Here is a 20,061-nt window from a genome sequence, read left to right on the forward strand (position 1 = left end):
ATTTCGACATGATGCAGTTGGATGAACGTGATCGCCGCATTCTGAAGCTGCTGCAGGAAGACTGCCGCATGTCCAACGCAGATCTCGCGGACGCCGTCAGCATGTCTGCATCGGCGTTGTGGCGCAGAGTGCGCGCGCTCGAGGAGGCAGGTGTCATCTCTCGCTACGGGGCCCGCGTGGTGCCAAAGGCCATGGGGCTGAAGTTCGAGGCGCTGGTACAGGTCAACCTGACGCGCCACGCGCCCGAACACCTGACGGAATTCATCCGTGCAGTGGAGACCAATCCCCATGTTGTGGAATGTTATGCCACCACGGGGCAGGCGGATTATCATCTTCGTGTGCTCGCGCCGGATTTAGAAGCCTATAATCAGTTTCTCGAAGGTTTCCTGTTCCAGTTGGCGGGTGTTGCAAGTGCGCAGACCCATGTGATCCTGAAGACGGTGAAACGGGACACGCCGGTGGTGCCCTGAGCGGCTGCGCGGCCGCGATGGATTTTTGCCAGATCGGTGGAATTCTCGGTTGTTCGACTCGCGTGTTCACTTTATGTTCCTTCTTGAGTGGTGGCGAAGGAGAGGGGTGACATGACCAAAGTGGCAGTGCTGCTGACGCAGGGGTTTGCGGATTGGGAATACGGGGTGCTCTGTGGCCTCGGGCAGGGTTATTTCGGGCTGGAAATCCGCTTTGTCACACCAGTGCCGGGCGCGGTGACCTCCATGGGTGGTCTGGTGGCGCGGGTGGTTGACGGGCTTGACCTGCTGGAGGCCTGGGCGCCGGATGCGCTGGTGGTGATCGGCGGCACGATCTGGGAACGCCCCGAAGCGCCGGATGTCGTCGATGTCCTGCGGGCAGCGCATCGGCGTGGTGCAGTTGTGGCGGGCATCTGTGGCGGCACCCTTGCGTTGGCCCGGGCCGGTCTGTTGAACGCGGTGCGGCATACCTCGAACGATGCGGCCTTCCTCGGCACCCATGCGGACAGCTATGCGGGCTCAGCAACGTATCTGGAGCAGCCTACGGCAGTTTCTGATGGACGCGTGGTGACGGCGGCGGGCACTGCGCCCGTCAGCTTTGCCGCCGAGGTCATGGCCGCGCTGGATGTACCGGCCGAAACGGTGCATCAGCTGAAATCAATGCTGGGTGGTGAGCACCGCGCCCTGCGCAGCGATGCGGCCTAGCGCCCCCGCCGCGCGTCAGCGCGGCGCCGGGCCCAACGGGGGAGGGGGCATTTCAATGCAACCGACACGGGCGGGAGCCTCCCCGCCGCGGCGCTGTAGCAGACCGGCACGGTATGGATCAGAGAGAGACCATCGCCCAGGCGGCAGTCATGCCGATGTATGTCAGATGATGCAGCAGCTGATCGGTGCCCATGGCACGCCAGAACGCACCCTGGGTCGGATCCAGCTTGTTACACTCGGTATGATGCGCCTTCCAGTAGTCGATGTTGAAATGGATCAGCCATTCCGCGGCGCAGATCACCGCAATGAACCAGGGCGGGCTGCCGACGATGAACAGGACCACCACCGAGGCCATCGCATGCACGCCTGCATGCTGGGCGCGACCGGGATGAAAATACTGACAGCGGCCTGATAGCATCTTTTTGGTCTGCAGGTAGAAGTCGGCAAACATATGCTTGACCTCGAACAGGCAGATCAGCAGCAGGACGATACCGACATTCTCTGGCAAAACAGATGTTCCTCTTGCAGTTGCAACGTGCGGCGGGCAGGTCACTCGCGGACCTTACGGTGTTTTCTCTATATCGCAAATATCGCATTGGATTGTCTGTGACATAGCTCACAGACGTAACAGGGCCAGCTTTCTAGGCTGCGCCCACGTCATGTCTGCGTCATTGCCTGAGAAGGGCAAACCGCGCTAATCATGGGGAAATCACGTCAATTTCCTTGTTAAACCACGCGGGCCGGTGCCCAGCCGCAAGATCTTCGGAGCCTTCCCATAGAACGCACGCTTTTCCAATTCATCTGGAAGTACTCCAAGCGTGACCAGCTGATTCTCCTGCTGGTCACCGCCTGCCTGTTTCCGCTGCTCTATCTGACGCTGGAGCTGCCCAAGCGCATCATCAATGACGCCATCGGCGCCCAGTCCTCCACCGTCGAGGTTTGGGGGCAGCAGTTCGACCAGCTCACCTACCTGTGGATCCTTTGCGGCGCCTTCCTGTTGGCGGTGCTGGCGCATGGCCTGACCAAGATGCGCATCAACACCATGAAGGGCGTGCTGGCCGAACGCATGTTGCGCCGTTTCCGCTACAGCCTGATCGCCCGTGTCCTGCGATTCCCGCAGCCCTATTTCGAGCGCACCAGCCAGGGCGAGCTTGTCTCGATGATCACCTCCGAATCCGAGCCCATGGGTGGGCTGATGGGAGATGCGGTCAGCCAACCGGTGCTGCAGGCGGGTCAGATGCTGACCATCCTCTATTTCCTGTTTGTCCAAAACCTGTGGTTCGGGCTGGCGGCGGTGGCGCTGATCCCGCTGCAGGGCTGGCTGATCCCAATGCTGCAGCGGCGCATCAACCTGCTCAACAAAAAGCGCATCCAGCAGGTGCGTGCATTGGCCTCCGAGATTGGCGAAAGCGCGGCGGGGGCATCGACCCTGCGCGTCAACGGCGGTTGGCGCTACCGCATGGCGCGGGTGACGGATCGGCTGGGGCATCTCTACGAGATCCGCTTCGACATCTACCAGAAGAAATTCTTCATGAAGTTCCTCAACAACTTCATCACCCAGCTGACGCCGTTCTTCTTCTATGCGGTGGGCGGTTATCTGGTGCTGGAGGGCAAGGTCTCGCTCGGCGCGCTGGTGGCGGCGCTGGCGGCCTACAAGGATCTGGCCTCGCCGTGGAAGGAACTGCTGACCTATTACAATCAGACCCAGGACATGGGGCTGCGCTGGGAGGTGATCCTGGAGCGGTTCGCGCCGCCGGACATGGTGGACGAACGCCTGATGCAGGGTGAGCCGGAGGAGCTGCCGCATCTGCATGGCGACATCGTGCTGGACGGGGTCAGCGTGCGCGATGCCGATGGCAATCTGGTGCTGGAAGAATTGTCCGCGACCTTTCCTAAGGGCGAGCTGATCGGCATTGCCGCCCCGTCGGAAGAGGACCGCCGCGCCCTGGCCGAGGTGCTGACCCGCGAGGTGCTGCCCGCCTCCGGCACGGTGACACTGGCGGGCTACGGCATTCGTGACCTGCACCAGATGGTGCTTGCCACTCGTATCGGGCATGCCACATCGAGACCGGCGCTGTTTCAGGGGTCTTTCGGGGAAAACGTATTGATGCCGCTGCGCATCCGGCCACTGGAAGATCCCACCGATCCGCGGGCGCAGCGCGACGCGATCCGGGCGGGCAACAGCGCCGATCCGTTTGGGGTGAACTGGGTCGATCCGACGATCGCCGGTTTTGAAAAGGCTGAGGAGCTGCGCGACTGGTGGCTGCGCATCGTCGAGGGCATTGGTTCGGACACCGCGCTTCTGCGGCGCGGCATGGATCAGGTTTTTGTCAGCAGTGAGCATCCACAACTGGCCAATGCGCTGGTCAAACTGCGCCCACAGGTGCAGCAGGCCCTGATGGACGCCGGGCTGGATGCCTTTGCCCATTTCAACAACCGTGAATATTACAACCCGACACTGCCGGTGGTGGAAAACCTGCTTTATGCGACGCGCTCGGTGCCCATCACCTTTGAACTGCTGCGCGACCAACATGATTTTTTGCAAACGGTGCGCCGCATTGGCCTCGACACCGATCTGGTCAATCTGGCGCAGGACGTGCTGGAGATGCTCCGGCAGATCTTCGGCATGGATGGTACGGTGCATCCTCTCTTCCGCAAGCTGGGGCTGGAAGCATCGGATTATGAGGCGGCATTGCAGCTGTTGCAGAAGGTGAAATCCAAGGGCGCGGAGGCGCTGGACCCGGAAGAGCTGGCGCAGATGATGATCGTGCCTTTCTCGATCTCTGCCGAGGCGCTGGGACCGGCCTTCAGCACCGAAATCGAGGATCGCATCCTGTCCTTGCGTGACAGTCATGGGCGTGAATTGCTGGACACGCTTGATGACATCTTCGTGCCGCTCAGCAAGAGCGAATTTGCCCCCGGTTTCACGGTGTTGGAGAATGCCATCTTCGGCAAGATTTCCGACAGCGCCGGGGCGCGCGTTGAGGATTTGCGGCGCGCAGTCGCCGAGGTGATCGACAAGGCAGGCGTGCGCGAAATGGTGGTGGAGCTGATTTTCGAGCTGCCGGTCTCCGTCGGCGGCCAGGGGTTGGGGCAGAGCTTTGCCGAGCCGCTGGCCTTCTGCCGGGCCTCAATCAAACGCCCGGACATCCTGATCCTCGACAGTGCCTTGGCCAGCTTTGATCGCGACACCCGCCGGGCGATGCAGGACAACCTGCGGGACCTGCTGCCGGACACCACGCTGATTTTCCTCGAACCTGCCTTTCGCGACCCCGACCGGTTCGATCACTACTTCGAGATGCGCCAGGGCCGCCTGAAGGACGAACGCGCCGATGTGCGTGAGGCTGTCGATGAGGACAGCGCCGCCGCGGCGGACCTGTCGCGCAAGCTACGCGCCTTGGAGAGCACCGAACTGTTCTCCGGTCTCAATCGTCGTCAGCTGCGCCTGCTGGCCTTTGGGGCGCGTTGGTTCGAGGCCACGCCGGGCACGGCAGTTTTCCACAAGGATGATGCGGCCACCGACGGCGCTTATATGATCATCGAAGGGGAGGCGGGGCTCTACCTGCCGGCCGAAGACGAGGGCGCGGAGGGGCAACTGATTGCCAAGGTCGGCCCCGGCCGCCTAGTGGGCGAGCTGGGCCTGATCCGCAAGGAACCCCGCGCCCTGTCGATGATCGCCGAAAGCGACCTCACCTGCCTGCGGATCGGTGAGGAGGAATTCCTCGCGGTGGTGGAGAACGACGCCAACACGGCCTTCAAGCTGCTGCAGGTGGTTGCGGGCTACGTTTCCAGTTAGCCTGCAGGCAGATGATCTGCCGGTCCGACCGCGCCCGATCGTGCGGCGGATCGGCGCGATATTTTCAGGGAGAGAGCATATGAAATTGTTTCGGTACCGCACGGCGGACGGGGTGAAGCCGGGTCTGATGGATGAGTCGGGCGTGGCGCGGGATCTGTCGATCCACGTGGGGGATGTGACGCCGGAGACGCTGAACCCGTCGGTGTTAGCCGGGATCCGGGCGCTGGATGCCAGCGCCCTGCCGGAGCTGTCGGGCGAGATCGACTACGCCCCCTGCATCGGTTCGGTGGGCAAGTTCCTCTGCATCGGACTCAACTATTCCGATCATGCGGAAGAGGTGGGTGCAACCGCCCCCGAACACCCCATTCTTTTCATGAAAGCAAATTCATGTATCGTCGGGCCGAATGACGAGATCCGCATTCCGCGGGGGGCGACCAAGACAGACTGGGAGGTCGAGCTGGGCGTTGTGATCGGAACTGCGGCGAAATACGTCACTGTGGAAAGCGCGCTCGATCATGTTGCGGGGTACTGCGTCGTCAATGATGTCTCAGAGCGGGATTTTCAGATGCAGCTGACCGGACAATGGACCAAGGGCAAGAGCTGCGACACTTTTGGCCCGATCGGGCCGTGGCTGGTGACGGCCGACGAGGTGGCTGATCCACAGGCGTTGGCTCTGTCCTGTGATGTGAATGGCCAGCGGATGCAGACCGGAAACACCGACAAGATGATATTTTCGGTGGCCGAGGTCATCAGCCACCTGAGCCAGCTGATGACGCTGCACCCGGGCGATGTGATCGCAACGGGCACGCCTCCGGGTGTCGGAATGGGGCAAAAGCCCAATGCCATCTTCCTGCGCGATGGTGACGTGATAGAACTTGAAATTCAAGGGCTTGGGCGTCAGCGGCAGCCTGTGCGCGCGGACGACTGATCGCAGAAAAAGGCGAGGCCCGGTCGGTGTTTGCCGGGTCTCAGCGGCAATAGATCTCGTGCAGGCTCTCGAGGATTTTGGTCGCCGGTCCGTCGGCCAGCGAATAATAAACTGTCTTTCCAGAACGGCGTGCCACCACCAGGCGATCTTCGCGCAGGCGTGACAGCAGCTGGCTCACGGCGGCCTGCCGTTTATCCAGCAGCTCTTCGAGGGCGCCGACCGAGAGTTCCTTTTCCCCGGCCAGATAGCACAGGATCATCAACCTCCCCTCATGCGCCAGGGCTTTCAGCAGTGCTGAGGCTTCCGATGCGTTATCCGCCATGGAGGCTACAGGCATGTCCAGTGTGTCAGTCATCATATAGGGTCTTCTTTCGCAGCCGTCTGGATTCCTGGGGAGCAGGAAGGAATGCATCAGAACAATCACTGACGCTTAATAGAGTAAGGCCACGGATCTCCGTGGCCTCGCAAGAGTTTCGATAAAAATTTATTCTTTTTAGCAAACCTTTGCTTACGCTTTTCTTCTCGCCCTCACTTTATATAGGGAGGCGGTTGGTGTGTTTTCAACCCTTGGCAGGTGGTGCGCCGCCCTCAAATGCATTGCCGTTCGCGTAATCACAGGGCGCTTCCTGCATGTTCAGATGCAGGTCATCCCCGGTGAAGGGGTGGGCGCGGGCCAGGTCCTCGTCGACGTCAATACCCAGGCCCGGCGCGTCGGGTGGGGTGATATAACCGCCCTCGACTGTGATGCTGCTCTTGATGAGCGCGCTGTGGAATGGGGTCTCGATACATTCGGCCATGAGGATGTTGGGGATCGAGGCGGCGAACTGGATGTTGGCGGCCCATTCCACCGGTCCGGCGTAAAGATGGGGCGCCATCTGCGCGTTGAAGACCTCCGCCATGGCGGCGACCTTCTTCATTTCCCAGATGCCACCGGCCCGGCCCAAAGCGGGCTGCAGGATCTCCGCGGCACCCGCTCGCATGATGGCGCCAAACTCCGCCTTGGTGGCGAGCCGCTCTCCGGTGGCCACCGGGATGCGCACGCCACGGGCGACACGGGCCATGTCCTCGACCATGTCGGGAGGCGTGGGCTCTTCGAGCCAGAGGGGGCTGTAGGGCTCCAGGGCCTGGCCGAGGCGGATGGCGCCAGCCGTGTTGAACTGGCCGTGGGTGCCAAACAGCAGGTCGGCGCGGTCTCCGACTGCCGCGCGGATGGCCTTGCAGAAGGCAACCGACTGGGAGATGTCGGACATTGCGGGCATATGGCCGCCGCGGATGGTATAGGGACCGGCGGGGTCGAATTTCACTGCCGTATAGCCGCGCGCGACCGCATCGGCGGCGGACTCCGCAGCCATCTCGGGCGAGGTCCAAAAGGCGCTGATGTCATGCTCTGGCAGCGGGTAGAGGTAGGTATAGGCGCGGATGCGATCATTCATGCGGCCGCCGAGGAGCGCATGCACCGGGCGGTCCCGCTGCTTGCCGAGGATATCCCAGCAGGCGATTTCCAGCCCCGAAAACGCGCCTATGACGGTGGGGTCGGGGCGCTGGGTGAAGCCTGAGGAATAGGCGCGGCGGAACATCAGCTCGATGTTTTCCGGGTTTTCGCCCTGCATGTGGCGGCCAAAGACATCTTCGATCACGGCGGTCATGGCCTTGGGGCCGATGGTGGACGCGTAGCATTCGCCCCAGCCGGTGATGCCGGTATCGGTGGTGACTTTGACGAGAATCCAGTAGCGCCCGCCCCAGCCGGGGGCCGGGGGCGCGGTGATGATGATGTCGAGGTCCTGGAGTTTCATGTCTCTCGGTCCTTTGAGGCTTGGCAATCGGGTGGAGGGGGAGCGCGCGCCGGGGCCATCGAGGCCCCGGCGCGCGCGGGTCCGGGCCAATGGGCCCGGAACCTGGCATTCTGGGGCTGGTCTCAGTGGTTGAACAGGATCACATTGCGTTTGGCGCTGCCGGTCTTGGTGTCGGCGATGGCCTCGTTGATCTCCTCCAGCGACCAGCGGCCGGAGATCAGCTCGTCAAGCTTGAGGCGGCCCTGCTGGTAGAGGTCGACGATCCAGGGCACATCGCGCTGGATCACCACATCGCCCATCTTGGAGCCCTGCAGCCCCTGACCAAGGGCGGCCATGACCACAGGTTCATACTCCGCGGTCTGCCCGGAATGCGGCATGCCGATCATCACCGCGCGTCCACCAGGGCCAAGGTAGCGCGGCGCCTGGTCATAGGCGGGGATGGCGCCGACGGTGATCAGCACCACATCGGCGCCCTTTCCGCCAAGCGCCTTGAATGCGCCGCGCCAGGGTTTGGCCTCGGTCGCCAGCACCCCGTGAGTGGCGCCAAATTCGCGCGCAATTTCCAGCTTCTCCGGGCTCATGTCCACGGCCACAATGCGGCGGGCACCTGCGATGCGCGCGCCCTGTATGGCGTTGAGACCAACACCGCCGGCACCAATCACCACCACGTCCTCGCCGGCGCGCAGCTTGGCGGCGTTCACCGCGCCGCCGATGCCGGTGATGACGCCGCAGGAGATCAGCGCTGCCACCTCCTTGGGCAAATCGGCAGGGATCTTGACGATCTGGCGGGCGCTGACCACCACCTTTTCGGCAAAGGCGCCGCATGCCATGGCCTGAAGCAGGGGCTGGCCCGCTGCGGTGGACAGCGGCCCGTCCAGACCATCATAGGGCGTGGTGCAACTCACTGGCTGGCCACCGGCGCAGGTGGGGCAGCTGCCGCAGGCGCGGATCAGCGTGACGATGACGTCATCGCCGTGGTCGAACCCTTCCACACCAGCGCCGATAGCGGAGATGCGCCCGGCGGCCTCGTGCCCGTAGACGGCTGGCAGGTGACCACCCCAGGCGCCTTCGGCAAAGGAGATATCGCTGTGGCAGATGGCCACCGCATCCAGGGTGACTTCGACCTCGCCCTGTCCGGGAGGCGCGATCTGAATGTCATCGAGTGTCAGTGGTGCACCGAATGTGTGGCACACGGCGGCTTTGATGGTTTTCATGGTCGGTCTCCCCGTCGTTCTTGTTCAGGGTGACGTTGCCCACTGGGCACTGCAATGCGGAAAGCGGCGCGGATCTGTCGGTTTTACGCCACGGCATGTCAGGAGAGTGCAGCGGTGATGCATCGGGATCGCCGCCTTGGAGACACGGAGCGCTGTCTGTTGTGCGCCGGTTGCGGGGGGTGGCGTGACGGCGCTATCGGGTGAACTGAAGGGCAATTTGGTCGACCAGTTCTGCCAGTGGACCGGGCTGCGACAGGAATGGCGAATGCGAACTTTCGAGCATATGTACATCCTTTTGCGGCCAGTCGGCGCACATGCTGCTCTGATATTCCGGCGGGATGGTGCGGTCCTGAGTACAGCGGATATAGGCCTTGGGCAGCTCCGCCCAGGCCGACGGCACGGTAAGCGGCGTGGCCTGTGGCGGGATCGGCTGCGGGCAGAGGTGTTCCAGCGCGAAGGAGACCGCTTCAGGCGGGCAGTCGTGATAGAACAGCTCCGGCGCGGCGTCCGGGCGGATCGTGTAACTGTGGCCGTCGTCCGATTTCACCGCCGCATCGCCGATGGTCTGGCGTGGACCCGCCTTGCGCATGTCGATCAGCGAGAGGCCGGAGACTGGCACATAGGCGCAGAGGTAAATCAGGGCGTGCGGACGTGCGTATGCCACCGCGCCGGTGATCGGAAAGCCGGCCCAGGAATGGCCGAGGACAATGGTCTCGGGCGTGATGTGATCTGCGACGGCCCGGCAGGTTTCATCAAGCGTCACGGTTTCAGGCGCGCGGTCATCGCGGTGGCCGGGGAGGTCTATGGCGCGCACAAAATGACCACGGGCGGCCAGCGCCGGGGTCAGGTCGCGCCAGCACCATGCTCCGTGACAGGAGCCGTGAACGAGAAGGATATCAGCCAATGTGTCCAACCTCTTGCAGGAATTGAGTGAGCCGCGCGCCGTAGGCTTCGGGCTGGTCGATGGGGGGCACGTGGCCGCTGCGCCGCATCAGCGCAAACTGCGCGCCGGGGATCAGGTCGATGGTTTCACGCACCAGATCGGGCGGGGTAGAGCCGTCCTCCGACCCGGCAATGCCAAGCGTGGGCAGGCGCAGGCCAGAGGTGGGCGTGTAAAAATCGGTGCCCGCCACCGCGGCGCAGCAGCCAAGGTAGCCTTCGACGCTGGTGCCTTCGACGATCGCCTGTGTCGGGGCATGGGCGCCGGATTTCAGATAGGCGCGGGGGAACCAGCGCTGCATGGTTTCGGCCCCGATGGCGGCAAGGCCATCGGCGCGGATCGCCGCCATCCGGCGCTGCCAGATCTCCGGCGTGCCGATCTTGGCGGCGGTGTTGGACAACACCAGCGCGCGGATCAGATCGAGCCGTTTCACCGCCAACCCCTGCGCAATCATGCCGCCGATGGACAGGCCGACAAACAGGCTGTCGCGGATCTCGCAGAACTCCATCAGCCGTTCCGCGTCGCGCACCAAAGCGCCCATCGAATAGGGGCCATCGGGCACCGAAGACCCGCCATGGCCGCGCAGGTCGAACGTCAGAATACGCAGGCCGTCGGGCAGCGTCGGGATCACCCGGTCCCAGATGCGCTGGTCGGTGCCAAGCGCATGCACAAGTACCACGGGCGGCGCCTTGGCTGGGCCATGCAGGGTGTAGTTCAACTGAACATCGCCAAGGTCTGCGAGGGGCATGGGCGGGCTCTTGCTATCTGTTGCCGCGCGACCATAAACAGATGCGTCGCGAGAGGCCAGCGATGGGAGAGACGAAGGGGGCTTCCCCTTCGCGCTCACCGGAATGTTGCCGGTTGAAGGACCACTCAGGAGAAGCGGGTAAGGGCCTCGACAAAGGTATCCCGGTCCACATTGCCGCCGGTGGCAACAGCGATCACCGCATCGCCTTCGATCTGGTCGCCATGGAACAGCGCGGCGGCGAGGGCGGCGGCACCACCGGGTTCCAGCACGATCTTCAGCCGTTGGAAGGCAAGCGCCATGGCGTGCTGGGCTTCGGTGTCGGTGATGGTGAGGCCGGGCCCGCAAAGGCGCGACAGGATCGGCCAGGTGATCTCGCCCGGGGCCGGGGTCAGGATGGCATCGCAGATGGAGCCGGTGGGGGCGGCGTTACTCTCGATCCGGCCCGAGGCCTGCGAACGTGCCACATCGTCGAAGCCTTCTGGCTCTGCCGGGCGCACACGCAGCCCCGGCGCACGGTCCTGCAAGGCCAGCGCGATGCCCGAGGTCAGTCCGCCGCCGCCGCAGCAGACCAGCACATCGCCTTGGGTGACGCCCTGTTCGGCGGCCTGTTCGGCGATCTCCAGCCCGGTGGTGCCCTGGCCCGCGATCACCTCGGGTTCGTCATAGGGTTTGATGAGGGTGAGGCCGCGGCTCTCGACCAGCGGCGCGGCGGCGGCTTCGCGGCTTTCTCCAGCGGCGCGATCATAGAGCACCACCTCGGCACCCAGGGCGCGGGTGTTGTCGATCTTGAGCCGGGGCGCATCAGCGGGCATCACGATCACCGCAGGCGCGCCATGGGCCTTGGCCGCCGCGGCGACACCCTGCGCGTGGTTGCCCGAGGAATAGGCGATGACACCGCGTTTGCGCAGGTCGGGGTCCAGAGCCGACAGCGCCGCCCAGCCGCCGCGGAACTTGAACGATCCGGTGTGCTGCAGGCATTCGGCCTTCACGAAGAGGCGCCGACCGGCGATCTCGTCAAGGAAGGGCGAGGAGAGGAGCGGCGTGCGGCGGGCGTGGCCCTTGAGGCGCGCGGCGGCGGCCTCGATCATGGCGAGCGTGGTCATTGGGCGTCTTTCAATACATCGTGGATGAGGGCGAGGGCGGCGGGTTCGTCAAGGAAGGGGATATGGCCGCGATCCGGCAGTTCCACGGCGCGCAGGGCGGGCAGGCGGCGCTGCATCTCGGCATAGGTCTCAGCCGACAGGATATCGGAGTGTGCGCCCCGAATGACCCCGGCGGGCAGCCCGTCGAGGGCGGCAAACCACGGCCAGAGGCTGGGTTTCTCCTCCATCTCGGCCAGGGCAGCGGCCTGGGCCAGCATGGCATCGCGCAGGCGGGCATCATAGCGCAGCTCCAACCCGTCCGGCGTCTCTTTGTAGAAGGTCTGCGCCTCCTCCAGCCAGCGTTGCGACGGGACACCGGGGAAGGCCGGCGCCATCACGGCCTCCAGCGTCTGGGCGGCCTCGGCATGGGTGTTCGCGGAAGGGCGGCGACCGAGGTAGTCGAAGATGCGGCCCAGACCCTCCTCGGCGATATCGGGGCCAACGTCGTTGAGGATTACCGCCGACAACCGGTCGCGGGCGGTACCGGCGATCGCCATCGCCACCAGCCCGCCGCGCGAGGTGCCAAGCAGGGCCGCGCGAGCCAGCCCGAGGTGGTCCATCAAGGCGATCACATCCCCGGCCTCGGTCAGGATGTTGTAGCTGGAGGGGTCTTCGGCATAATCCGACCGCCCGCGCCCGCGCAGATCCAGCAGGATGACGTGATAGGCAGAGAGATGCGGCAGCGCATAACGGAAATCCTGCCCGTCGCGGGTCAGGCCGGGCAGGCAGATCAGCGGCAGCCCGTCGCGATTGCCGTGGGTCTCATAGTAGAGCGACAGCCCATCTGGGGTGGTGAAACGGCTCATGAAGATGTCTTTCTCAGGTGGTGTAGCGGGCAGTGGTTCAGGCATTGGCGGCGATGTCCGGGATCGGGGTCAGGTCGCTCAGGACATGCGCCGGGCGCCAAGGCAGGCGGTCCACCGGCTCATCCGCGCGATTGACCCATGCGGTGGTGAAGCCATAGCCGGTGGCGCAGCCCGCGTCCCAGCCGTTGGAGGAGACAAACAGCACCTCGGGCCGTTCATCGCCAAATCGCTGGCCGACCAGATCATAGACGGCCGCCGCGGGTTTGAAGATACCGACGCTTTCGACCGAGAGCACATCATCGAGCACGTCGCCAAGCCCGGCGGAGTCCACAGCCCCGGCCAGCATCTGCGGCGACCCGTTCGACAGGATGGCGGTCTGATAGCCCGCGTCCTTGAGCGCGCGTAGCATTGCGGGCACCTCCGGGTAGGCGGCAAGTTCCCAGTAAAGGTCCAGCAGCCGTTGGCGCAGGGCGGGCTGAGCATCAAGGCCGGCGGCCTCCAGCGCCCAGTCAAGGCCGTCTTGCGTGACCTGCCAGAAATCCGTATGCGCCTCGGTGACGGCGCGCAGCCAAGTATATTGGAGCTGTTTCAGTCGCCAGGTCTGCGCCAGTGTCGCCCAACTGTCCGAAAGCTGCGGGAATTCCGGCTCTGCTGCGGCCTGTCGGGCGGCGGCGGCGACGTCGAACAGCGTGCCATAGGCGTCGAAAATGCAGGTCTTGATCGTCATTTGGAAGGCCTCCGTGTTGGCAGCGAAACTGCCACAAGCGGGGCCGGGCTCAATGGGCTAAATTGTGTTGGTACGGGTTTACTCTGCTGCCATGAGCGTTAGGGTGGCCTCTTATCATTCGGGCCCTCGGCCCAAAAACACACCTGAGAACCCGAAAGGGGGTCATCATGACCGCGGTAAAAAATGGCGACACGGTTCGCATCCACTACACCGGAAAGCTGACAGACGGCACCGTCTTTGACAGTTCCGAAGGGCGTGATCCGCTCGAATTCACTGTTGGCGCCGGCCATGTCATCAAGGGCATGGATGATGGCATGCTGGAGATGGCCGAGGGCGATTCAAAGACGCTGGAGATCGCTTGCGAGGACGCCTACGGGCCGATCAACCCCTCTGCCCGTCAGGCGGTGCCGCGCGAAGGTATTCCGGAGGACATTCCGCTGGAAATCGGCACCATGCTGCAAATGCAGACCCCCGAGGGTCAGGTGCTGCCGGTGACCGTGGTCGAAGTGGACGAGGCAAATGTGACGCTTGATGCCAACCACCGTCTGGCGGGCCAGGATCTGGTCTTTGACGTGGAGCTGGTGGCGATCGCCTGAGGGCGGACCTCATCTGAAAACGCGGGCCGGCGGGGGAGATCTCCCGCCCGCTCGCAGACGCGAATACGCGTCCCTCCCGGTTGGGCCGGGCGCCGCGCCTGCGGCGCGGCGCACTCCGTTGCGCCAATGTTGGGGCCCTTAGGGGGGCAAACTGTCATGCGATCGGGGCATCAAAACCACCCAAAACTTGTTTAAATTGCGCGACGCATTTTCGGGGCGACCTGAGGCGTCTTCATCTGGTGTTCATTTCTCCCGGCGACGCTTGCGCCAGCCCTGCTGCATCTTTGGGGCGGTGGGTGGAAAAGTTAAAACCGGAGTTTTGAAATATGCGTAATCTGCTTCTCAGCACTGTTCTGACCATGGGTGCCACCATGGCGCAAGCTACTGAATATTTGAATATTTTTACTTGGGATGGTTATGTTCAGCCGGATGAGGTTGCCGCGGTCAACGACATCCTTGCGTCCGAAGGCTATGATATTGAGGTCCGCGTGCTGGACACTCTGGCCGAAGGTCCGGAGCAGATGTTTGACGTGATCCGTTCAGGCGATGTGGATGTCTCTTTCCTGACGCTGAACTACATCAATATGGAAGGCTTTCCGTTCTCCAACCTGCTGCAGCCGATCGACACGTCCTCGCCCCGTCTGAGCAATGCCGAGGCACTTCTGCCGGAGCTGAGTGCGATCCCGATGGGCATGTCCGACGCCGGTCCGCTGTACCTGCCGTTTGGCGGTGGCTCCTACGGGATCTGGGCCAATGACGATGTGGTTGCAGAGCATCCGACCTCGGTTGCTGACCTGCTGAAGCCCGAGTGGAAGGGGCAGATCTCGCTGACCTCCGGCCAGGTGCAGCCGAATGTGGCATTGGCGTTGATGTCCATGGGGCAGTCGCCCTTTGCGGTGCAGGATGCCTCCGGTGACCGCAAGAAAATGGCGGCGCTACAGAAAGCAGATGGTGAGTTGCAGCAGACGATGAACGCGCTGCACGATCAGGTCGGCTTCTTCTGGAGTGCAGGCCCGGAATTCCGCGACGATCTGGCCTTTGTTGCCTCCTACGGTCCCGGTGCAGCGGCTCATGTGGCCTCCGGTGGGAACTGGAGCATCGTGAACTTCGACGAGGGCAACACCGTCTGGCTCGACACCATCAACTTTTCCAAGAAGCTTGAGGGCAAAAAACTGGAAGCAGCCGAGATCTTTGCCAACTACTTCATCGGCAAGGACGTGCAGGAGCGCATCGTGAACGGTCTTGGCATGGTGGCGGCGACCACGCAGGTGGATGCGAATCCGATGCTGGATGACAACCCGGAGTTCTTTGCCGAAGAGCTGTTCTGGCCGCCTTATACCAAACTGGCCAACAACGTGATGAACATGTTGTCCAAGCGGGCGTCGGAAGCGGGTAGCTGACCGAAACCGCCAGTGTGAAAGCTAGAAGAGAGGGGGCGCTGCGGCGCCCCTTTGTCGTGGTTGTGGGCAGGGAGGCGAAGCGCTGTCGCTGGCAATGTCGTCTGCACGGCTCGGAATGCGGCGGGGAATGGGTCGACCGTCAGTGCTGCAGCAGCAGTGAGATACTGCGGGCCGCGTGCTGCGCAAAACGGCTTAGATCCGCGGGATCGGTGCCGGCCCGCACCCGCAGACCCAGCGAATGCAGTGTGGCAGCCGCCAGTTCAGCTGCGGCCTGACGGGTGTCCTCCGTTGCGTCCGGTGCCAGGTGTTCAAGCAGGCGACGGAACTGAGCGTCAGTCTGCGTAACCCGCTGCATCAGTCGGCTGCGGATCTCCGGATGCAGGGGGGCGGCGGCAACGGCGGCGGAGAACACAAGGCAGCCGCGCGCCTGCTCAAGGGGCTCGTCACGATAGATTGCAAGCATGGCCATGTAGACGGCCCGCAGCGCCTCCTCCGGTGTGGCATCGCGCGGGATCTGCTGCGCCAGATCGCCCTGCACGCGGATGACAAAATCATCCATCGCGCGCAGGAACATCGTTTCCTTGTTGCCAAAGGCGGCATAGAGGCTGGGGCGCACGAGGCCGGTGGCCTTTGAAAGGTCGTCCAGCGAGGTCGCCGCATAGCCCTTCTGCCAGAAGGTCTCCATGATCGTCTGGCGCACCGCACGTTCATCGAACTTGCGCGGGCGGCCCCGACCGCGTGTCTGCCCCGCCTTGCTCATTCGGGGAAATCCGCCCCATGCAGCACATCGCAGAAATGTGGCTGGTGAAAGCCGGGCACATGGCGGTGGGCCACGTCTGCGCCAAAATTATGCATCGCGGTCATGGGTTTGGCTTTGTAGATCCGGGTGAGCGCGTGTTCCATTGCCTTTTTGAAGCCCAGACGGGGGTAGGCGTCAAGCACCTGTTCCATCACCTCCGGGGTGATCTGATCATGTGGGATGACGCCCACATCCAGACCGGCGCCGATTTGCACCAGCGCGGCCTCGGGTGATTTTTTCTGCGGGATCGAAAATGTGGTGTGCAGCGCAATCGCGTCCCAGACCCGGTCGATGCGCGATTGCTCGACGTTTTGCGCCGTTAGGAAGGTGGCGGCGGCCTCCGCTGCGTCCACCTCAAACCGGTCATCCGCCATATAGGTTTCGGTCAGGCCGAGGTCATGCAGCATGGCGGCGATGTAAAACAGCTCCGGATCATATTGCATGCCTGTTGCCCGAGCGGTGAGGGCGCCAAAGACAAATGACCGGCTGACGTGGTTGTAGAGAAACGGATCGCTGGCCATTCGCGCCATTTCCTCGGCGGCGGTGCAGAGCGCGGTGTCGGGCGGGGTCACAAGGTCGGTGAGAAACATCTGAGAGATCCTGATTAAGACGGTTTCTCTTTTATTATGCGATTCGGTATAAAATAAAAGCACCGAAGCTCAAGATGACCTGAGGCAAAAAGAAAAGGCGCCCTGAAGGGCGCCTTAACTGACTGATATATCATGTTAAATCAGAGGTGATCTTGCTGCGGCATGCCCAGGATATGAAAGCCGCCATCGACGCGGATGATCTCGCCGGTGGTGTAGGCGCCGGCGTCCGAAGCCAGATAGACCGCTGTGCCACCGACCGCTTCCAGCGTCGCATTGGACCGCAAGGGGGCGTTCTGCTCGGTGTGCTTGTAGGTCTTGCGCGCGCCGCCGATGGCAGCACCGGCCAGCGTTTTCATCGGGCCTGGGGAGATCGCATTGACGCGGATGCCATCGGGGCCAAGGTCGTTGGCCAGATAACGCGTGGTGCTCTCCAGCGCGGCCTTGGCCACGCCCATCACATTGTAGTTGGGGGTGACCCGGTTGGAGCCGCCATAGGTGAGCGTCAGCATGGTGCCGCCGCCGTTTTCCTGCATCAAAGGGTAGGCGCGGCGCGCCACCTCGATGAAGGAATAGGCGGAGATATCCATCGAGTTCTTGAAGTTGGCGCGGCTGGTGTTGATGAACCGGCCGGTCAGCTCCGTTTTGTCGGAATAGGCGATGGCGTGGACGATGAAATCGATCGTCGGCCAGCGCGCGCCCAGCTGTTCGAACGCGGTGTCGAGCGACGCATCGTCGGTGACATCCACATCCACCATGAAATCGCTGTCGACTGAGGCCGCCAGCGGCTCCAGACGTTTGCCGAAGGCCTCGCCCTGATAGGTGAAGGCCAGCTCGGCCCCGGCCTCATGCATCGCCTTGGCGATCCCCCAGGCGATGGAGCGGTCATTTGCCACCCCCATGATCAGGCCCCGTTTGCCGGCCAATACTCCTGTCACGTTGTCAATCCTTGTACTTGCTGAGAACCATGGACCCATTGGTGCCGCCAAAGCCGAAGCTGTTGGTCATGACACTGTCGAGCCCTGCGTTTTCAACATATTGGGTCGCCACTTCGCCGTCCTCGATACCCTCGGCGAGGGTTTCGACGTTGATCGAAGGGGTGATGAAATCATTGTCCAGCATCAGGAGGCTGAAGATCGCCTCCAGCGCGCCTGCCGCACCCTGCGCGTGGCCGGTCATCGACTTGGTGGAGGAGATCGGCGGCACCTGACCGGCGCCAAAGACGCGCCGGGCGGCTTCGACCTCGCCCACGTCCCCAACCGGTGTCGAGGTGCCATGCGCGTTGATATAGGAGACCTTGCGACCTTCGGGCAGGGTTTGCAGAGCCAGACGCATCGCGCGCTCGCCGCCTTCGCCGGAGGGTGCCACCATGTCGTGGCCGTCAGACGTCGCGGCAAAGCCGGTCACCTCGGCGTAGATCTTGGCACCACGCGCCAGCGCATGCTCCAGATCTTCCAGCACCACGATGCCGCCGCCGCCGGAGATCACAAATCCGTCGCGGTCCTGATCGAAGGCGCGGGAGGCTTTTTCCGGCGTGTCGTTATACTTCGAGGACATCGCGCCCATGGCGTCGAACAGGCAGGAGAGGGTCCAGTCAAGTTCCTCGCCGCCACCGGCGAACATCACGTCCTGCTTGCCCATCATGATCTGCTCAGCCGCGTTGCCGATGCAGTGCAGCGAGGTGGAGCAGGCAGAGGTGATCGAGTAGTTGATGCCCTTGATCTTGAACGCGGTCGCCAGGTTGGCCGAGATTGTCGAGGACATGCATTTCGGCACCGCGAAGGGGCCGATGCGCTTGGTGGCGCCGGTCTTCAGCACGGTCTGATGCGCGGTCAGCATCGAGGAGGTGGACGGCCCGCCGGAGCCTGCGATCAGGCCGGTGCGTTCGTTCACCACCTGATCCTCGCCCAGACCGGAATCGGCAATCGCCTGTTGCATGGCGATATGCGCATAGGCGGCGCCGGGGCCCATGAAGCGCAGGGTGCGCTTGTCCACGTGCTCGGCGGGGTTGATTTTCAGCGTACCTGCAATCTGGCTGCGGAACCCGTGTTCCGCCATCTCTTCGCTGGCGGTGATGCCGGACTTGCCGGCCTTCAAGGAGGCAATGACCTCTTCGGCAGTGTTCCCGATGGAAGAGACGACTCCCAGACCGGTGACGACGACGCGACGCATGATGCGTACTCCTGTGTACTCGTGTGAAAGGGGGCTGGCCCCGTTCCTGTGCCCGTGTTCCTGTCGTGGCGACCCGCGGTGCGGATCAGCTCTCGGAGAGGGCCACTTTCATGTCCTTGACCTGATAGATCACCTCACCATCCGCTTCCACGATCCCGTCTGCGACGCCCATGGTCAAGCGGCGGGTTTGCAGGGCTTTGGTGAAATTGATGCGATAGGTCAGCATTTTACGCTCCGGGCGCACCATGCCGGTCAGTTTGACCTCGCCAACGCCAAGCGCATAGCCACGCCCCTGCCAGCCGCGCCAGCCGAGGTTGAAGCCGGTGAGCTGCCACAGGCCATCAAGGCCGAGGCAGCCGGGCATGATCGGGTTGCCGGGGAAATGGCACTCGAAGAACCACAGGTCCGGGGTGATGTCGAATTCCGCGATGATATGGCCTTTGCCATGCTCACCGCCGTCGCTGCTCACCTCGGTGATGCGGTCCATCATCAGCATCGGGGGCGCCGGCAACTGTGCATTGCCGGGTCCAAACAGCTCGCCTCTTGCGCATTTGAGCAGGTCTTCCTTGTCAAAGCTGCTGGGATATTGGGCCATGTGCGGGGCAACTCCTGCCTGTGGGTCTCAAAATAGGTTCAACGACCCCATTAGCACCGCGTTTACATGTCCTGCAAGGGCAGCGCGATGCTGCATGTGCGAGGGTGAGGTGAGGTTTTATCAGGTCTGTGCCGGAAGAACGGGCGGCTGTCTTTGCAAATCGGATTGAAAACGGGCAGTATTCTGCCATATAGAACGCCAGTGGATGTGAACAGTAGGAAGGTGATCATGACGCCGACCCATGAAGAGAACGCCAACAAGTGGCTGATGGAGGCGGGCCTGCGCCCGACCCGCCAGCGCGTGACGCTGGCCTCTCTGCTGGTGGGCGATGGCCAGCACCGTCACGTCACCGCCGAGAGCCTGTTTGATGCGGCCAAGGACGATGGTGCAGCCGTGTCGCTGGCGACGGTCTACAACACGCTACGCGCCTTCTGCGAGGCAGGCGTGCTGCAGGAGATCACTGTTGATGGCTCCAAGAGCTATTTCGACACCAATGTGCATGACCATCCGCATTATTACTGGGAAGGCGAGGGCCGCGTCAGCGATGCCCCGTCCGAGGAGTTGGTGATCCAGTCCCTGCCGCAGCCGCCCGAGGGGATGGAGATCGCCTCGGTCGATGTAGTCATCCGTCTGCGTAAGAAGTAAG

At 63.0% G+C, this 20,061-nt stretch carries 22 protein-coding genes; 7 read left to right on the plus strand and 15 right to left on the minus strand.

The features are described from left to right. The first annotated feature begins 11 nt into the window (after positions 1–11). Complete coding sequence (locus R0J92_RS08515; protein WP_106162304.1) at positions 12–470, plus strand: Lrp/AsnC family transcriptional regulator; 459 nt, start codon at positions 12–14, stop codon at positions 468–470. Between the two features lie 111 nt (positions 471–581). Beyond that, positions 582–1,172 (plus strand): type 1 glutamine amidotransferase family protein, encoded by a 591-nt coding sequence (locus R0J92_RS08520; protein ID WP_411051367.1) that lies wholly within the window; start codon positions 582–584, stop codon positions 1,170–1,172. Between the two features lie 118 nt (positions 1,173–1,290). Here R0J92_RS08520 and R0J92_RS08525 read toward each other — a convergent pair whose 3' ends face one another. Both R0J92_RS08525 and R0J92_RS08530 read right to left on the minus strand, forming a co-directional pair. Continuing rightward, positions 1,291–1,680, minus strand: coding sequence for a DUF3307 domain-containing protein (locus tag R0J92_RS08525; RefSeq protein WP_106161868.1), 390 nt, complete (start codon positions 1,678–1,680; stop codon positions 1,291–1,293). A 201-nt stretch (positions 1,681–1,881) separates the two neighbouring features. After that, positions 1,882–2,187, minus strand: coding sequence for a hypothetical protein (locus R0J92_RS08530; protein WP_411051368.1), 306 nt, complete (start codon positions 2,185–2,187; stop codon positions 1,882–1,884). Here R0J92_RS08530 and R0J92_RS08535 point away from each other — a divergent pair. Together R0J92_RS08535 and R0J92_RS08540 are read left to right on the plus strand one after the other, a co-directional pair. Next, positions 2,068–4,968, plus strand: coding sequence for an ABC transporter transmembrane domain-containing protein (locus R0J92_RS08535; protein ID WP_411051417.1), 2,901 nt, complete (start codon positions 2,068–2,070; stop codon positions 4,966–4,968). The genes R0J92_RS08530 and R0J92_RS08535 overlap by 120 nt on opposite strands. A 79-nt stretch (positions 4,969–5,047) precedes the next feature. Next, positions 5,048–5,896 carry a fumarylacetoacetate hydrolase family protein gene (locus R0J92_RS08540; RefSeq protein ID WP_411051369.1) on the plus strand — a complete coding sequence of 283 codons (849 nt, stop codon included), beginning with the start codon at positions 5,048–5,050 and terminating at the stop codon, positions 5,894–5,896. Positions 5,897–5,936: 40 nt separating this feature from the next. On the opposite strand, the gene R0J92_RS08545 is transcribed toward R0J92_RS08540, so the two are convergent. From R0J92_RS08545 to R0J92_RS08580, 8 genes are all read right to left on the minus strand, one after another. Continuing rightward, the gene (locus tag R0J92_RS08545; protein WP_106161872.1) at positions 5,937–6,254 is read right to left on the minus strand and encodes an ArsR/SmtB family transcription factor; all 318 of its coding nucleotides are present in this window, start codon (positions 6,252–6,254) and stop codon (positions 5,937–5,939) included. 202 nt (positions 6,255–6,456) lie between these two features. Then, positions 6,457–7,689: a mandelate racemase/muconate lactonizing enzyme family protein gene (locus R0J92_RS08550; protein ID WP_411051370.1), complete on the minus strand. Its 1,233-nt coding sequence runs from the start codon at positions 7,687–7,689 to the stop codon at positions 6,457–6,459. Between the two features lie 122 nt (positions 7,690–7,811). Further along, a complete protein-coding gene (locus R0J92_RS08555; protein WP_411051371.1) occupies positions 7,812–8,903 on the minus strand; it encodes a Zn-dependent alcohol dehydrogenase in 1,092 nt (363 codons plus the stop codon). A gap of 193 nt (positions 8,904–9,096) precedes the next feature. Beyond that, a complete protein-coding gene (locus R0J92_RS08560; RefSeq protein WP_411051372.1) occupies positions 9,097–9,807 on the minus strand; it encodes an alpha/beta fold hydrolase in 711 nt (236 codons plus the stop codon). Further along, the gene (gene pcaD, locus R0J92_RS08565; RefSeq protein ID WP_411051373.1) at positions 9,800–10,591 is read right to left on the minus strand and encodes a 3-oxoadipate enol-lactonase; all 792 of its coding nucleotides are present in this window, start codon (positions 10,589–10,591) and stop codon (positions 9,800–9,802) included. Before pcaD ends, R0J92_RS08560 begins: the two co-directional genes overlap by 8 nt. A gap of 125 nt (positions 10,592–10,716) precedes the next feature. After that, positions 10,717–11,694 (minus strand): threonine/serine dehydratase, encoded by a 978-nt coding sequence (locus tag R0J92_RS08570; RefSeq protein WP_411051374.1) that lies wholly within the window; start codon positions 11,692–11,694, stop codon positions 10,717–10,719. Continuing rightward, positions 11,691–12,539 (minus strand): alpha/beta fold hydrolase, encoded by an 849-nt coding sequence (locus R0J92_RS08575; protein ID WP_411051375.1) that lies wholly within the window; start codon positions 12,537–12,539, stop codon positions 11,691–11,693. The genes R0J92_RS08570 and R0J92_RS08575 overlap by 4 nt, the downstream gene beginning before the upstream one ends. Before the next feature lie 37 nt (positions 12,540–12,576). Continuing rightward, entirely contained in the window at positions 12,577–13,266 is a 690-nt protein-coding gene (locus R0J92_RS08580; protein WP_411051376.1) for a haloacid dehalogenase type II, read from the minus strand. A gap of 167 nt (positions 13,267–13,433) precedes the next feature. Between R0J92_RS08580 and R0J92_RS08585 the strand changes: the two genes are divergently transcribed. Then, complete coding sequence (locus R0J92_RS08585; protein ID WP_411051377.1) at positions 13,434–13,862, plus strand: FKBP-type peptidyl-prolyl cis-trans isomerase; 429 nt, start codon at positions 13,434–13,436, stop codon at positions 13,860–13,862. Between the two features lie 326 nt (positions 13,863–14,188). After that, the gene (locus R0J92_RS08590) at positions 14,189–15,262 is read left to right on the plus strand and encodes an ABC transporter substrate-binding protein (RefSeq protein ID WP_411051378.1); all 1,074 of its coding nucleotides are present in this window, start codon (positions 14,189–14,191) and stop codon (positions 15,260–15,262) included. Between the two features lie 139 nt (positions 15,263–15,401). Here R0J92_RS08590 and R0J92_RS08595 read toward each other — a convergent pair whose 3' ends face one another. The 5 genes from R0J92_RS08595 to fabA form a co-directional block, all read right to left on the minus strand. Continuing rightward, positions 15,402–16,022 (minus strand): TetR/AcrR family transcriptional regulator, encoded by a 621-nt coding sequence (locus tag R0J92_RS08595; protein WP_411051379.1) that lies wholly within the window; start codon positions 16,020–16,022, stop codon positions 15,402–15,404. Beyond that, positions 16,019–16,651 carry an HD domain-containing protein gene (locus tag R0J92_RS08600; RefSeq protein ID WP_411051380.1) on the minus strand — a complete coding sequence of 211 codons (633 nt, stop codon included), beginning with the start codon at positions 16,649–16,651 and terminating at the stop codon, positions 16,019–16,021. Before R0J92_RS08600 ends, R0J92_RS08595 begins: the two co-directional genes overlap by 4 nt. Before the next feature lie 140 nt (positions 16,652–16,791). After that, positions 16,792–17,586, minus strand: a complete 795-nt coding sequence (locus tag R0J92_RS08605) for an enoyl-ACP reductase (RefSeq protein ID WP_411051381.1) — start codon at positions 17,584–17,586, stop codon at positions 16,792–16,794. A gap of 4 nt (positions 17,587–17,590) precedes the next feature. Further along, positions 17,591–18,820 (minus strand): beta-ketoacyl-ACP synthase I, encoded by a 1,230-nt coding sequence (gene fabB, locus R0J92_RS08610; RefSeq protein ID WP_411051382.1) that lies wholly within the window; start codon positions 18,818–18,820, stop codon positions 17,591–17,593. Positions 18,821–18,905: 85 nt separating this feature from the next. Then, positions 18,906–19,415, minus strand: a complete 510-nt coding sequence (gene fabA, locus R0J92_RS08615) for a bifunctional 3-hydroxydecanoyl-ACP dehydratase/trans-2-decenoyl-ACP isomerase (protein ID WP_106161900.1) — start codon at positions 19,413–19,415, stop codon at positions 18,906–18,908. A gap of 228 nt (positions 19,416–19,643) precedes the next feature. On the opposite strand from fabA, the gene irrA reads away from it, so the two are divergent. Next, positions 19,644–20,060, plus strand: a complete 417-nt coding sequence (gene irrA, locus R0J92_RS08620) for an iron response transcriptional regulator IrrA (protein WP_317384303.1) — start codon at positions 19,644–19,646, stop codon at positions 20,058–20,060. Position 20,061 lies beyond the last annotated feature (1 nt).

It is taken from the genome of Tritonibacter sp. SIMBA_163 (genome assembly GCF_046535935.1).
Classification (GTDB): domain Bacteria; phylum Pseudomonadota; class Alphaproteobacteria; order Rhodobacterales; family Rhodobacteraceae; genus Epibacterium; species Epibacterium scottomollicae.